The 13,347-nt window shown below is 70.3% G+C and carries 13 protein-coding genes; 6 read left to right on the top strand and 7 right to left on the bottom strand.

Annotation, left to right across the window (positions count from 1 at the left end):
* Positions 1-30: 30 nt before the first annotated feature.
* Together Sfulv_RS15705 and Sfulv_RS15700 are read right to left on the bottom strand one after the other, a co-directional pair.
* Positions 31-189 (bottom strand): hypothetical protein, encoded by a 159-nt coding sequence (locus Sfulv_RS15705; protein ID WP_173310093.1) that lies wholly within the window; start codon positions 187-189, stop codon positions 31-33.
* A 108-nt stretch (positions 190-297) separates the two neighbouring features.
* Positions 298-1,188: an SCO4651 family lipoprotein gene (locus tag Sfulv_RS15700; protein ID WP_173314406.1), complete on the bottom strand. Its 891-nt coding sequence runs from the start codon at positions 1,186-1,188 to the stop codon at positions 298-300.
* 177 nt (positions 1,189-1,365) lie between these two features.
* Between Sfulv_RS15700 and Sfulv_RS15695 the strand changes: the two genes are divergently transcribed.
* Together Sfulv_RS15695 and Sfulv_RS15690 are read left to right on the top strand one after the other, a co-directional pair.
* Positions 1,366-1,650, top strand: coding sequence for a hypothetical protein (locus Sfulv_RS15695; protein WP_256668942.1), 285 nt, complete (start codon positions 1,366-1,368; stop codon positions 1,648-1,650).
* A 164-nt stretch (positions 1,651-1,814) separates the two neighbouring features.
* Entirely contained in the window at positions 1,815-3,518 is a 1,704-nt protein-coding gene (locus Sfulv_RS15690; RefSeq protein WP_173314404.1) for an FAD-binding oxidoreductase, read from the top strand.
* 79 nt (positions 3,519-3,597) lie between these two features.
* Here the strand turns inward: Sfulv_RS15690 and Sfulv_RS15685 are convergent, their stop codons facing one another.
* From Sfulv_RS15685 to Sfulv_RS15665, 5 genes are all read right to left on the bottom strand, one after another.
* Positions 3,598-4,335, bottom strand: coding sequence for a phosphatase PAP2 family protein (locus tag Sfulv_RS15685; protein WP_173314402.1), 738 nt, complete (start codon positions 4,333-4,335; stop codon positions 3,598-3,600).
* A gap of 298 nt (positions 4,336-4,633) precedes the next feature.
* Complete coding sequence (locus tag Sfulv_RS15680) at positions 4,634-5,644, bottom strand: C40 family peptidase (RefSeq protein WP_173314400.1); 1,011 nt, start codon at positions 5,642-5,644, stop codon at positions 4,634-4,636.
* A gap of 101 nt (positions 5,645-5,745) precedes the next feature.
* Positions 5,746-6,201: a hypothetical protein gene (locus tag Sfulv_RS15675; RefSeq protein ID WP_173314398.1), complete on the bottom strand. Its 456-nt coding sequence runs from the start codon at positions 6,199-6,201 to the stop codon at positions 5,746-5,748.
* Between the two features lie 74 nt (positions 6,202-6,275).
* A complete protein-coding gene (locus tag Sfulv_RS15670) occupies positions 6,276-8,063 on the bottom strand; it encodes an alpha/beta hydrolase (protein ID WP_173314396.1) in 1,788 nt (595 codons plus the stop codon).
* Entirely contained in the window at positions 8,060-8,449 is a 390-nt protein-coding gene (locus Sfulv_RS15665; RefSeq protein ID WP_173314394.1) for a hypothetical protein, read from the bottom strand. Before Sfulv_RS15665 ends, Sfulv_RS15670 begins: the two co-directional genes overlap by 4 nt.
* Positions 8,450-9,035: 586 nt before the next feature.
* Between Sfulv_RS15665 and Sfulv_RS15660 the strand changes: the two genes are divergently transcribed.
* The 4 genes from Sfulv_RS15660 (at position 9,036) to Sfulv_RS15645 (ending at position 13,264) form a co-directional block, all read left to right on the top strand.
* On the top strand, positions 9,036-9,344 hold the full coding sequence (locus tag Sfulv_RS15660) for a DUF8827 family protein (RefSeq protein ID WP_173314392.1): 309 nt from the start codon (positions 9,036-9,038) through the stop codon (positions 9,342-9,344).
* Positions 9,345-9,532: 188 nt separating this feature from the next.
* On the top strand, positions 9,533-10,396 hold the full coding sequence (locus Sfulv_RS15655) for a DUF8175 domain-containg protein (RefSeq protein ID WP_173314391.1): 864 nt from the start codon (positions 9,533-9,535) through the stop codon (positions 10,394-10,396).
* The gene (locus tag Sfulv_RS15650; protein WP_173314389.1) at positions 10,386-11,717 is read left to right on the top strand and encodes a hypothetical protein; all 1,332 of its coding nucleotides are present in this window, start codon (positions 10,386-10,388) and stop codon (positions 11,715-11,717) included. Before Sfulv_RS15655 ends, Sfulv_RS15650 begins: the two co-directional genes overlap by 11 nt.
* Complete coding sequence (locus Sfulv_RS15645; protein ID WP_173314387.1) at positions 11,714-13,264, top strand: SCO6880 family protein; 1,551 nt, start codon at positions 11,714-11,716, stop codon at positions 13,262-13,264. The genes Sfulv_RS15650 and Sfulv_RS15645 overlap by 4 nt, the downstream gene beginning before the upstream one ends.
* Positions 13,265-13,347: the final 83 nt, after the last annotated feature.

Below are 13,347 nucleotides of genomic sequence, written 5' to 3'. Positions count from 1 at the left end.
GGACGGAACACCTCCCGGCGGCCGGCCCTGCTACCGGTCGCCGCCCCGGACGTTGAGCACCTCGTCGATACGGTCGGGACTGAGCCGGTCCTCACGGGCGGCCGAGGCCGCGATCATGAGCTCGCCGCACAGTTCGATTTCGGCCAGAGCCAAACAGTCCTGAGCGTTCGGGGCGCTGAGCGTCACCACGTGCGTCACCTCTCTCTGCCGTCGCCGACTCCTGGCGCACCGGCTTCCTAGCGTAGGGAGCGGAACACCCGCCGCGCATGGCACGGACGGACCATTTCGACCCCCTCCCTACCGGCCCCCCTCGCCGGTCCGGCCCTGCTGGATCAGGCCGGTGTAGATGTCGCCCCCCGCCGGCAACCGCACGGCGACCGGCACCCCGAACCCGTACAGCAGCATCGTGGAGACGACCTCCACCGCCGGCCCGTCGGAGGCGAAGCTGAAGCGGTGACGCACCTTGCGCAGCCGCCCGTCCTCGTCGAGGTACGCGTCGAACGGCACCGCGTCCGCGCTGAACCCTTTCGCCGCGGCGGCGAGCGCGCCCCGCGACCGCGCCGACGCGCCGCCCGCCGCCCGCCCCAGGTGGGCGGTCCCCCGGTAGTGATGGACCGTCACCCCGGCGAGCTCCGTCTCCCCCACATACGTCACGTCCCGGGCCGAGCGCAGCAGTTCGGCGGCGGCCATCGGATCGGTCACCCCGCCCGTGACGAGGTTGCCGTCCTCCAGCGCGGTCGTGTCGACCCGCACCCACTTCTCGTCGGGCACCCCGGCGCCGCGGTTCTTCATGTACAGCGCACCGGGCGCCAGGAGTTCGGTGATCGGCCGGTGCCCCTCCTCCCCGGCGGCGTCCTTCGGCAGCACGACCGTGACCCGCCCCAGCTGCCTGCGGAAGTCGTACGCTCCCCGGCCCCTGATCGTCACCCGGGTCCCGCCCGCCGAGGTCTCCATCGACGTACGCATCTCGGCACTCCCCGCCGCGGCCAGCACGTCCGCCGCCCGCCGCAGCGTCTCGGCGGAACCACCGGCACCGGCCGCCTCGGCACGGAGCCGCTCGCCGCGCCCGCTCGCGTCACCGGCCCCGCTCCCGCCGGAGCAGCCGGCGGTCACCGCCATCACGCCCGCCACGGTGAGGGCACAGAAAGCCAGGGCCCCGCCTCCGCACCTGTGCTGCTGCACCACCATCGCCTGCCAACCCCCAACGACCAACCCGGCACGAGCCCCCCACCCATCCCGCCTAACGACCACCGGGGCGCCCCGTCACGCCGCCCGCGCCCGCCCGTGTCCCCGGGCGCCCCGGTCCGGGAACATCGGCGGGCCCACGGACCACCGTTCGGCCGCCGCCCCCAGTACCGTGGACGCGTGCATGAGGAAGCCCCTACCCAGGCCCCGGAGCCCACCCGCATCCCGGTTCCCCGCACGGCCGACCTGATGACTCCGCCCCGCCCCGGCACCATCTCGACCGACGCGCATCCCGCCGCCGGGCCGCACAGCGTCACGACGACCGAACGGGGCTCGTTCTGCCTGGCCCGCTGTACCTGCGGCTGGCGAGGCCCGGCCCGCCGGTCGCGCGACCGGGCCCGTACCGATGCCGAACAGCACGAATCCCACCCCGCGACCACCCGAGACGACTCCGGTCCGACGTAGGCCGGAGCCCGTATGCCAGATGCCCGTAGCCTCGTATGCCCTTCGGGCCGTGGCGCGACCACGCCCTCTGACCGGGCCGCCGAGCCCCGCACCCCCGCACCACCTCGTGACCGCCCCGGCCGATCGGCCGGAGCCCACCCCCGAGTCCGGCCCGGAGGCCGCCCATGACCCGGCCGCACCACCCGAAGGCGGCTTCGCCCACACCCCAGGCCCCACCCGAACCGCAGCTCCCTCCCGAGGTCCCGTCCCCGTTCGGGCGGCGTGCCGTGCTCGGCATCGGTCTGGCCACGGGCGCGGGCGCCGCTCTGACCGCGGCCACCGGCTGCGGAGCGAACGGCGGTCCCGGCGCGGCCGGCCCTTCAGCCACCGGCCGCTCCCGGCCCTCCGACCCCGCTTCCCCGACCCTCCCGTCCTCCTCCCCCTCGCGCTCCCCCGCCGCCGGCCCCGCCTCCGCCGACTGGCCGGCCCTCGGCCGCAGCCTCGACGGCCTCCTCGTACGACCAGGGGACACCGCCTACGCGACTGCCCGGCAGCTCTACAACACCCGGTTCGACCCCCTGAAACCCGCGGCGGTCGCCTACGTACGGCACGAGGGCGACGTCCGCGAGTGCCTGGCCTTCGCCCGCGCGGCCGGTACGCCGGTCGCGATCCGCAGCGGCGGTCACTCGTACGCGGGCTGGTCCAGCGGGACCGGAACCCTGGTCATCGACGTCTCCCCGCTCGCCCGCGTGGACGCGAACGGCACCATCGGGGCCGGCGCCAGACTCGTCGACGTCTACCGAGGGCTGGCCCGCCACAGCAGGACCGTGCCGGGCGGCTCCTGCCCGACGGTGGGCATCTCCGGCCTCACCCTCGGCGGCGGACACGGAGTCACCTCGCGCGCATACGGCCTGACCTGCGACAACCTGACGTCCGCCACCCTGGTCACCGCGGACGGCAGCACGCTCACGGCCGACGCAGACCAGCACGCGGACCTCTTCTGGGCCCTGCGTGGCGCGGGCAACGGCAACTTCGGCGTCGTCACCGAACTCCGCTTCCGCACCCGGCCGGCGCCGTCGACCGTCACCGGCTTCCTCTCCTACCCGTGGTCACGCGCCCAGGCCGTCCTCGCCGCCTGGCAGCGGTGGGGACCGGAGCAGCCGGACGAGATCTGGTCCGCCGTCCGGCTCGACGCGGGCCCGGGGGGAGGAACGCCGACGGTCTCCGTGGCCACGCTCTCGCTGGGCACGTACGGGGACCTGCAGAACGCCGTGGACCGGCTCGCCGACATGATCGGCGCCTCGGCCTCCTCCGTATCGCTGCGCCCGCGCGGATTCCTGGACGCGATGCTCGTCCAGGCGGGCTGCTCCGGCCTCACGGAAGCCCAGTGCCATCTGCCGGGCCCCACCCCTGGGCGCGACGAGGGCGGGGCGCTCCAGCGCGAGGCGTACGCCGCGTCTTCCGCCTTCTTCGACCGGCCGCTCTCCGGGGCCGGCCTGCGGGCGCTGATCGACCGGGCCGAGGCGTTCACCCGGATCACGGTGGAACAGGGCGGCGGCGGAGGTTCCGTTCTGCTCACCGCACTCGGCGGGGCGATCAACCGGGTCGACCCGCAGGCGACGGCCTTCGTGCACCGCGGTTCACGGGTACTCGCCCAGTACGTCGGCGCCTGGCGGCCCGGGACCTCGGGAGCCGCCCAGCAAAGCTGGCTCAAAAAAACCCATGGGGCGCTGCGCCGGTACGCGTCCGGGGCCGCGTATCAGAACTACGTCGACCCGCAGCTGGCCGACTGGCGGAAGGCGTACTACGGTGCGGCGGCCGACCGCCTCGGACGGGTGAAGGAGCGGTACGACCCGACTCGCTTCTTCACCTTCCCCCAGTCACTCTGATTCCTCTGCTCCCCCTGCACCTTCTGAGGAGAGGAACGGATCAGAACCACCGGACCGCCCGCCGCCCGCCCACCGCCCGTCAGGCGGCAAGGTCCTTCTCTCCCGCACCACCGCCGCCGGTCCCGGGCCGCGGCTCGGGAATCCCGAGCGCCCGTCCCCGGTCGTCGGCCTCGGCCGAAGCGCCGACCGGCCTGCTGGAGCGGACGAGGCGGCCGATCCTGCCGGACCTGGACACCGCGGTGACGAGCGGTGTCAGCAGAGCCATCGCCAGCGGCGCGAGGAGCAGCGCCACCGCCGTACCCAGTGCGAAGCCGCCGATGACGTCCGTCGGATAGTGCACACCCATGTAGACGCGGCAGGCGCCTTCGACGAGCGCGAGGGCGAGGGCGGCGAAACCGAACTTCCGGTTGGCGACGAAGAGTCCCACGGCGATCGCCATCGCCATGGTGGCGTGGTCGCTGACGAACGAGAAGTCCGTCTTGCCCGCCACCAGGACTTCGAGGCCGTCGTGGTCGTTGAACGGGCGTGGCCGTTCAACGAAGCCCCGGATCGGGATGTTGATCAGGAGGGCGATGCCCGCGGCCAGCGGCGCCCAGACGAGTCCCGCGACGGCTGTCACCGAGTCCTCGGCGGTCCCGCGACGGCGGACACTCCACCAGCACCACAGCGCCACGAGGACCATGCCGAGCATGATCCCGTACTCACCGACGAACTCCATGACCCGGTCGAACCAGGGGGGAGAAGCCTTCGCCAGCCCGTTGATGTCGTAGAGCAGGCTGACGTCGGGGTTCGACCCTTCGAGTGCGAGTCCAGCCATCTGCTGCGGCCCCTTGCCTTGTCTGCTGCTGCGGCGCACACAGGCGTGCGCCGCTTTCGGTCGACCCCCGTGCCCGGTGCGATACCGCGTGTCCGGGCAGCGCCGCACGGTCAGTGTGCCTGCTGCCCCAGTCCAGGAAACGGTCTGTCAGCTGCCTGCGTTCCGACCTCCACCGAATGATCACCATGACGTTATCGAAGAGTGACTCATCGTCGCAGCTCAGGGCCCAGGCTTCACGGAGAGTTCCGGCCATGGCGACTGCCCGTCAGCCGGCGGCCGCACGCCCGTCGCATGAGCGTCAGGCCGCCGGCAGATCGGTCGGCAGGGCGGCCGCGCCGTCCTTGGTGACCCGCGTCGCGCCGAAGTAGTCGGGCGTGTCGATCTTGTCGAAACGGATCACGGACCCGGTGTACGGGGCGTTGATCATGTACCCACCGCCTACGTAGAGGCCCACGTGACGGATGGTGCGCGAGTTGGTCAGATCGTCGGAGAAGAACACCAGGTCCCCGGGGAGCAGCTCGTCCCGCGAGGGATGCGGCCCGGCGTTGTACTGGTCGTTGGCGACACGGGGCAGCTCGATGCCGACGGTCCGGTACGCGGCCTGGGTCAGCCCGGAACAGTCGAACCGCCCGCCCTGCTCGGCCGTGCCGTTACCGCCCCAGAGGTAGGGCGTACCGAGCTTCTCCTGCGCGAAGTAGATGGCCGCGGCCGCCTGCCGTGAGGGCGCGACGCGGCCGACCGGCCTGGCGAAGCTCTTCTCCAGCGAGCGGATGATCCTGACGTAGTTCTGCGTCTCCGCGATAGCGGGCACCCCGCCCGACCGGATCACCCGGTAGGCACCCGCGTTGTAGGCCGCCAGCATGTTGTTGGTCGGATCACCGGGGACCCTCTTCACGTACCCGGCCAACTCGCAGTCGTACGAGGCGGCGGACGGAATGGCGTCGGCCGGGTCCCACACGTCCCGGTCCCCGTCGTTGTCCCCGTCGATACCGTGCGAGGCCCAGGTCCCCGGGATGAACTGCGCGATGCCCTGAGCCGCGGCATGGCTCTGGGCGCGCGGGTTCCAGCCGCTCTCCTGGTACAACTGCGCGGCCAGGAGTGCGGGGTTGATGGCGGGACAGAGGTTGCCCCACTTCTCCACGAGCGGCTGATACCGCGCGGGCACGGCCCCCTTGGCCAGCCCGACGACTCCCCCACCGCCACCCCCGGCGAGCCCGGCGGCGGCGGAGTACGTACCGACGATGAGCAGCGCCACGAAGCACAGACACAGCCCGATCCCACCACCGACGACCACCCAGTATTTCCGCACCCCTCAACCATCCCCCATCCAGGCCCGGTTCATGGCCCGATTCGCTGGTGTGTGCGGGCGGGAAGGGAGCACGGCGGAGGCACGGGGGGAGCGACGGCGCCTCAGGGGGCGCCGGCGGACCAGAAGTCGGAGCGGAGGTGAGGACGGGGGATGTTCTCCATGCCTTCGTAGGAGGGGGCGGTGGGCTTGGTGGTGGAGTCGGCCACGTCGGACTTCTCTACGCAGGGGCTGTCGACCTCGAAGAAGGCTTGGCCCTCGCCTCCAAAACTCAGGCTTACACCAAACCCTCGTTTTGTTTGGGCATAGATCGCCGGAAAATCTCCATCATTATTGATCGTTTTGATTTCATAATCACTCTCACGCCAGTACCGATCGACGACTCCCAGAAAGCTCCCGCGCCGGTCACCTGAGATGACAGTCATAACTGTCCGTCGCCGCGTTACATCGCAGCTACCTGTAGTCGTTGGACCGTGAGTCCACTGCACCTCCGGTTCAATCTGCACCAAGGTTTCATCAAGCACCTTGTCAGAATATTTCGCCGCCATTTGCATATCCATTCCGATTCCAGTCCTGCAACCCAACAGAGTGACACCTAGCAGGATAGTTGCCCCTAGGCTCTGCGTTCGGTATCTCATCGCGGCTCTTCCATCTTTAGCTTGTGCGCGTTTCCAGAAACCACCAGGGCAATACTGTCCGCCGAAGAAGGATCCTTGACTGGGTCGAAATACTGGGAGTGCGCGTCAAACGACAGCCCTCCCCGACTGAGTAGAGAAGGGCCTTCACTAACTGAGAATCTCCTGGCACCAAAAGCATGGCTCGCCGGGTCCTTGCCAAACCAAGCATCGTCATCGCCTTGGTCGACCATGCCGCCGACCACATACCCGACCGGGCCCGCAGCCGCGGTCATGTTCCCCTGTAGTGCTGAAGGCGTCTTGGTCACCATGTCGTTCTCCGCAGCGCCGACGAACACATGCCTGCCGCCGACGCCGAGATCTTCAGCTCGATCCACGCCAACACCTGGACTGCCCACAAGCACGATGTCGTCGACTCCCGACAGCCCTTCACTTTGCTGCGTTGCGGCACCCACTGTGCGAGAACCGTACGAGTGCCCAATAGCTGTCATATGCGGGTCACTGCGCTCGTTGGTAGCGACCAGTCCACTGATGAATTCGCCGAAGGCACGTCCACCTTTCTCGGCCCTTTCACCACCCATGACCGCTAAGCTGTCCACCCCATCCCATGCCTGGGGGGCGTCATACCCTAGCCACGCAATCGAAGCGCTCGATGAATCATATTTACGAGCCCCCATCGCCGTGTCGCGAGCCCGCTTGAGATCACTCTCAGCAAAATCCTTGTCCAGGGATGTATTCAACCCCGGAACATAGGCCGCCACATTCCGAGACGTATCCGGATTCCCGTACGCCACAATCGCCCGGCCATTCCCCTGATCCCCGATCCCCAGCAGATACATCGGCGGGTCCCCAGGCCGGGGAACCGCCTGGAGTTGCCGGTCGATCTCCCGCAGCGCGGCCAACCGCGTCGCCGACACCTCATCGCCCCGCCCCTCCAGCTTGCCGATCAAAAGCTGGAGGTTGTCGCGGTTGGCGGCGTCGCGTACCAGGGCCGGGATCCCGTCCAGGTTCCCGATCTGGTCCGGGTACACCGCGAGGTACTCCTCGCGCTGTTCCCGGGTCAGCCCGGCCCACCACGCCCCACGCTCAGCCGGACTCGCGTCCAGCGGAATGCCGTCCTTGAGGTACCCCCGCGCCGCGCCCCGCACCGCCGCCGCGTCCCCCGCCGCGTCCGTCCACGTCGAGTCCGGGACCTTCAGGCCCTCTTCCGCCTTCAGCCTCCGCAGGATCCTCGCGTACCGCCAGTCGATCTCGGCCGCCGTCCGCACCGCCTTCACGACTCGGTCCGCGATGTCCTGCGCCTTCGCCGCGTTCGGGTTCGGCGCGACGAGCCCGGACGGTGCCGCCAGCCCCGGCACACCTCCCCCGGACGTCGTGCCGCCCACCACGGGCTTCCCGTCGGCAAGCCCCTCGCCCGCCGCCGGATACGTCACCGACCCGTCCGCGTGCACCGTGAACCGCAGCGCGGCCGCATCCTCCAGGGCCTCCGCGAGCAAACGCTGCTGCGCCCGCATCTCGTGGGCCAGGCTGTTCAGCGTCGTACGGAGCAGACCGCACTCGGTGTAGATGTACTGGAAGTTCCGGCTCAGCTGCCGCAACCGCCCGACCGCCGCATCGGCCGCCTCGCCCTGCTCCGACTCCCGCAAGCCGTTCAGCAACTGCTGTTCGATCCGGTCCCGCGCGAAGTCGGCCCGGTTGCTCGCCCGGCCCCACCCATCGGCCGCGCCTTCAAGTTCCGCGCATTTCAGGTCCCGTAACTTCGCCCACGTCAGCGCCGGACCACTCATCGCGCCCCGCCCCCGCCCGCCGCCGGCGTGAACGACGACCGCACGGCCTCGTCCGTCTCACCCTGGGCACGGGCCACCGCCCGCAGCCTCCCCGCGAGGCTCGCGCACTCGCCCTGCGCGGTCGTGATCCGCCGTTCCCAGGACTCGCGTACGGCGCCCAGTTCCGCCAGCGCTGCCAGGTCGCCCGCCCCCGCCGGCAGCCCTTCATGAGCCGCCCCCAACTCGGCCCGCACCGGCGCCAGATGCGTCCGCATCGCCTCCGCGCCACCGGCGGCCCGCGTCCACGCCCCGTCGCTGTGCTTGAGCACCCGGCTGTCCCCGCCCCCACCCCGTGGACCGGCCAGGTCACTGAGCCTCTGCTGCCCCACCACGGCCACGCCGCTCACCCCGCTCCTTGATCATGGAGCGGCACTGTCCCAGCTCTCCGGTAGCCGACATGCCACACCCGCACGGGACCCCAGATGCCCAGGGCCTCCGGCACCCCCGGAATCCCGGGCGACAACGGCAGCGCGGCCGCCCAGCCCGAATCACCCGTTCGGTGGAGGGCCGGGCGAAGACGCGGCCCTCCACTGCCAAGACGGTCACGGGCGCCCCGGAGACCACCATCACCGCCTCCCCGGACGGCTCCCGTCGCGATGTCGGGCCACCTTCACACCGGCCCCCGGCGCGGCAACGGCTCTCGAACGGCGCGTAGGAACACACCCCCCGCACCGAACGCCGCGACCGCGTCAGGAACCCGAGGCCATCCTCGTTGCCCGTGGTCACGCCCCGTGATACACAGAGTAACCATGCTTGTGCGCGCGAATGTCGGAACTAGTCGCAGGTCAGGGCGGTCGGCCCGGTCAAACGTGCGAGATCCGGGTAAAGAGACACGGGAAGGCGTCCACGGGCGCGGTTTCATCAGCGAAGATAGAAGGCGACCCGTGCCGGACGGCACGGGCGGCGAACTACCCAACTGGGGCGGTGACTTACATGATCCTGGCAGCTGAAAAGGGCGACATCACCACCATCATCGGCGGAATCGCCCCGAATTGGGGGCCGTTCGGGACCCTCGGCAACGAGGCGCGCATCATGATCGAGGTGGTGATGGCCGTAGCCATCCTGCTCTGTCTCGGTATCGCCATCTGGGGCGCTGCGAAACAACGCATCGGCGCCACAGCCATGCGCGACACCTTCAGCGCCGAACAGGGCAAAGGTCTGATCGTGGCCGGGCTCACCGGGGTCTTCATCATCGGCTCACTCGGCACCCTGTTCACCATCGTGTACGGCATGGCGGTCTGACCCGGACGCCGACCGCAACGCCCGGGCCGTCCCCGCCCACCTCACACCATCCGTCCGTCGTCCGTCGTGCCCACCGGCTGAGGTTGCGTCTCCCTGATGTCCAGTCACCACACCGCGTCCACGCGGCCACGAGCACAACTAGCGTCGTACTGCGTGGCACCGCAGACGGCTGAGGGGGCCTACGCGGCATGAGCCAGGGCGACGACCACGGTTACGGCGGCGAGTCGGGCGGTCGCGGTGACGACCCGTACAGCACGCTGGGCGGCACCCGCCAGACCCGCACACGCCTCCCAGACGGCGGCGGCGACCACGGCCGCCGCCCGGCCCGCGCCTCCCGCTCCCTCGTCATGGTGGTCGGCGTGGTCGTCCTCCTCCTCGCCGCAATCGCGTTCGCGAACCGGAGTGGAGGGGGCGACGGCAAAACGGCCGACGGCAACGCGGAGAGGCCGGCCACCACGGGGACGGGCCCCACGGCCGCCACGGGCACCAAGCCGGTCCAGGGCGCCGACGGCACCGTCCCCGCCGGCTTCGCCCACGACGAACAGGGCGCGCAGAGCGCGGCGGCGAACTACGCGGTGGCGCTGGTGTCCGCGGAGATCCTCAAGCCGGATCGCCGGGGCGACATCGTGCGCCAGATCTTCGCGGCCCAGCGGGCCGACGAGCTGGAAGCCAAGTTCGATGAGGCGTACAGCACGGAGTTCCTCGACAGGCTCGGACTCGACGCCGAGGGCAATCCGGCCGAGGGCCTGACCTACGTATCAAGAACCGCTCCCGTAGGAACGAAACTGACCGCCTACTCACCCACCTCGGCGACAGTCGAGGTCTGGTGCACGGGAGCCTTCGGGACAGCGGGCGTCAGCTCCACCAACCCGGTGAGCAACGACTGGTTCACCTTGACGCTGAAGCTCCAGTGGGTGAGCGACGACTGGAAGGTCGACAGCTTCGCTCAGAAGGAAGGACCCGCTCCGGTCAACACCGACCGCACGGCGTCCAATGCTGACGAGATCGCCAAGGCAGTCGAGGAGTACGGAGGGTTCACGTATGCCCGCTAGCACCCGCCGCACGCTCAGGACCGGTGCGCTCCTTGCCGGTGTCCAGGCAACGATGGTGATCCTGGCGACCCGCGCCGTCGCCGCACCGTCTCCGACCCCCACGCCGTCCGGCTCCAGCAACTGCGACTTCGTCATCGGCCCGGTAAAGGACGACTGCGAACGTGAGGCCGGCGGCTCCTCCAACCGCCCCCCCACCACCACAGACGACGCCCTCGACCCCCTCTCCTCCCTCGCCCGAGGCTGCGCCGACGCCGCCTCATGGACCGTCGGCAAGCTCAGCGAGGCCGTGAAGAGCACGGCGAACGTCGACTTCACCAACCCCACGTTCCTCCAGCAGTACGCGGTCGTCTTCGCGGCCTCCACCGTCCTGACCCTCGTCCTGTGGCTCCTCGCCGTCGCCAAGCGCGCCATCCGCGGCGTGCCGCTGGCCACCGCGATCTCCGAGGCGGTCGGCTTCCTCTGGCTGACCGTCCTCGCCTCCGCCTTCACCCCGCTCATCCTCTACACCATCGTCTCCGCCACCGACGGGATCACCGAAGTCATCTCCTCCGCGAGCGGCGGCCAGACGGACGTCTTCTTCGGATCGTTCGCGAAGGCCCTCGAGAAGGGCGAGGACATCGGCGGCGGTCCGATCATGCTGATCGTCGTCTCGCTCGTGTCGATCCTCGCCGCCGGAGTCCTGTGGCTGGAGCTCGTGATCCGGGCCGCCCTGCTCTACGTCGGCGCACTCCTCGGAGTGGTCGTCTACGCCGGGCTCGTCGACAAGAACATGTGGGGCCACGTCCGCCGCTGGGCGGGCATCATGATCGCGGTGATCATGGTGAAGCCGGTCATCGTCGTCGTGCTCGGCCTGGCCGGAGCCCTCTCCCAGGACGAGGGCCCTGACGCGTTCTCCGCCGTCGTCTCCGGCCTCTCCATCATCCTGCTGGCGATCTTCGCCTCCGCCATGATCTACCGCTTCGTCCCCGGCTTCGGCGACGAGATCCAGGGCGCCCGCACCAACCGCAAGCAGGCCACCGACGGCTCCCAGGCCGCCGCCCTGATCAGCTCCCCCGCCGCCCTCGTCTCCCAGGGCATCAAGACCCACAGCGGCCGCAACGACCAGAACAGCGGCGGTGGAGGCGGCGGCGCCCGCTCCGCCAACCCGGTCAGCGGCGGAGTCGCCGCCCACAGCTCCCGCAGCACCGGCGGCGGGCCGGCGGCCGCCCCCGCCCCCCGCAGCGGTTCCGGACCCACCGCCGGGACCCCCCACAGCAGCCGCTCCTCCCGGGGCGGTTCAGGCAGCACAGGTAACAACAGCACAGGAGGTGGCGGGCGTTGACGAGTCAGCCCCACACCATCGCGCCCCGCCGTACGTATCTCATCGGCCGTGCGCGGCCCAACGCGATCATCGGCAAGAACCGCGAGACCGGCGAGATCGCCCTCATCATCGGCGGCGCGTTCCTCGGCATGATGAGCGGGCTCATCGTCCCCGTTCTGTCCCTGCGGATCGTGCTCCTCATGGGCTTCCCGCTGCTGGCCCTCGCCATCGTGTACGTCCCCTACAAGCACCGCACCTTCTACAAGTGGTTCGAGATCAACCGCAGCTTCAAGCGGTCCCTGCGCCGGGGCACCGCCTACCGCTCCGCCGCCATGGAAGCCGGCGTGAGCGCGGACGGCCGTGAGGTGGAGATCGGCCCGCCCCCCGGCATCGGCCGGATCAGCTGGCTCGCCGCGCCCTTCGGCCCCGACGAGATCGCCGTACTCCTGCACGCCGACCGGCGCACCGTCACCGCCGCCATCGAGATCGAGGGCCCCGGCGTCGGCCTGCGCGACAGCGAGGACCAGGAAGCCCTGGTCGACCGGTTCGGCACGCTGCTCAAGCACGTGGCGAACGGCGACGGCTTCGTCACCCGCCTCCAGATGCTGGCCCGCACCCTGCCCGCCGACCCCGACGCCCACGCCAAGGACGTCGCCCAGCGCGGTGACAAGTCCTCCCCCGGCTGGCTCCAGGAGTCCTACGACCAGCTCCAGTCGATGGTCTCCACCTCCAGCGAGCAGCACCGCGCCTACCTCGTCGCCTGTATGCACTACAGCCGCGAACTGGCCGCCGAGGCCAACGCCATGGCCCGTGCCATCCGCCCGCACGGCGGCCGCAAGCTCGACCGGGACTCCGGCCTCGCGGTCGTCATGGCCCGCGAGCTCACCGACATCTGCGCCCGCCTCGCCGAAGCCGACATCCGGGTACGCCAGCCGCTCGGCCAGAGCCGTCTCGCCTCCCTCGTGCACTCCATGTACGACCCCGACCACCCCATCGACCACATCCAGGCGATGACCAAGCGCAACGCCTGGCCGGCCGAGCTGGACGCCGTCGAGCCGACGTTCCTCCAGGCCAAGACCCGCGAGTCCACCACCCGCGCTCCCTGGTGCCACGCCACGGCCTGGGTGAAGGAATGGCCGATGACCCCGGTCGGCGTCAACTTCCTCGCCCCCCTTCTCGTCCACACCCCGGACGTCATCCGTACGGTCGCGGTGTGCATGGACCTCGAACCCACCGAGGTCGCCATCGAGCGCATGCTCACGGAGAAGACGAACGACGAGGCGGAGGCCAGCCGGCAGGCCAAGATGAACCGGACCGTCGACCCGCGCGACATCGCGGCATACGGGCGCCTCGACCAGCGGGGTGAAGATCTCGCCAGCGGCGCGGCCGGAGTCAACCTGGTGGGGTACATCACCGTGTCGTCCCGTTCACCCGAGGCCCTCGCCCGCGACAAGCGGACGATCCGGGCCTCTGCCGGCAAGTCGTACCTGAAGCTGGAGTGGTGCGACCGCGAACAGCACCGCGCCTTCGTGAACACCCTGCCGTTCGCCACCGGAATCCGCCGCTGACGCCCCGGCGACCCCCGTACTCCCCCACGTACCCCGCGCCCCCGTACAGCTGCACCCGCAACACCCCGCCACGATCCGCGAGA

Source organism: Streptomyces fulvorobeus, assembly GCF_013167895.1.
Lineage (GTDB): Bacteria > Actinomycetota > Actinomycetes > Streptomycetales > Streptomycetaceae > Streptomyces > Streptomyces fulvorobeus.
The sequence above is the reverse complement of the archived record's forward strand: the minus strand, read 5'-3'. Positions and strand labels throughout refer to the sequence as shown.

Excerpts from the sequence above, each read along its gene's own strand:
- Sfulv_RS15700 (WP_173314406.1), bottom strand. The coding sequence starts at position 1,188 with ATGGTGGTGCAGCAGCACAGGTGCGGAGGCGGGGCCCTGGCTTTCTGT.
- Sfulv_RS15690 (WP_173314404.1), top strand. The coding sequence starts at position 1,815 with ATGACCCGGCCGCACCACCCGAAGGCGGCTTCGCCCACACCCCAGGCC.
- Sfulv_RS15685 (WP_173314402.1), bottom strand. The coding sequence starts at position 4,335 with ATGGCTGGACTCGCACTCGAAGGGTCGAACCCCGACGTCAGCCTGCTC.
- Sfulv_RS15675 (WP_173314398.1), bottom strand. The coding sequence starts at position 6,201 with ATGGATATGCAAATGGCGGCGAAATATTCTGACAAGGTGCTTGATGAA.
- Sfulv_RS15670 (WP_173314396.1), bottom strand. The coding sequence starts at position 8,063 with ATGAGTGGTCCGGCGCTGACGTGGGCGAAGTTACGGGACCTGAAATGC.
- Sfulv_RS15660 (WP_173314392.1), top strand. The coding sequence starts at position 9,036 with ATGATCCTGGCAGCTGAAAAGGGCGACATCACCACCATCATCGGCGGA.
- Sfulv_RS15655 (WP_173314391.1), top strand. The coding sequence starts at position 9,533 with ATGAGCCAGGGCGACGACCACGGTTACGGCGGCGAGTCGGGCGGTCGC.
- Sfulv_RS15650 (WP_173314389.1), top strand. The coding sequence starts at position 10,386 with ATGCCCGCTAGCACCCGCCGCACGCTCAGGACCGGTGCGCTCCTTGCC.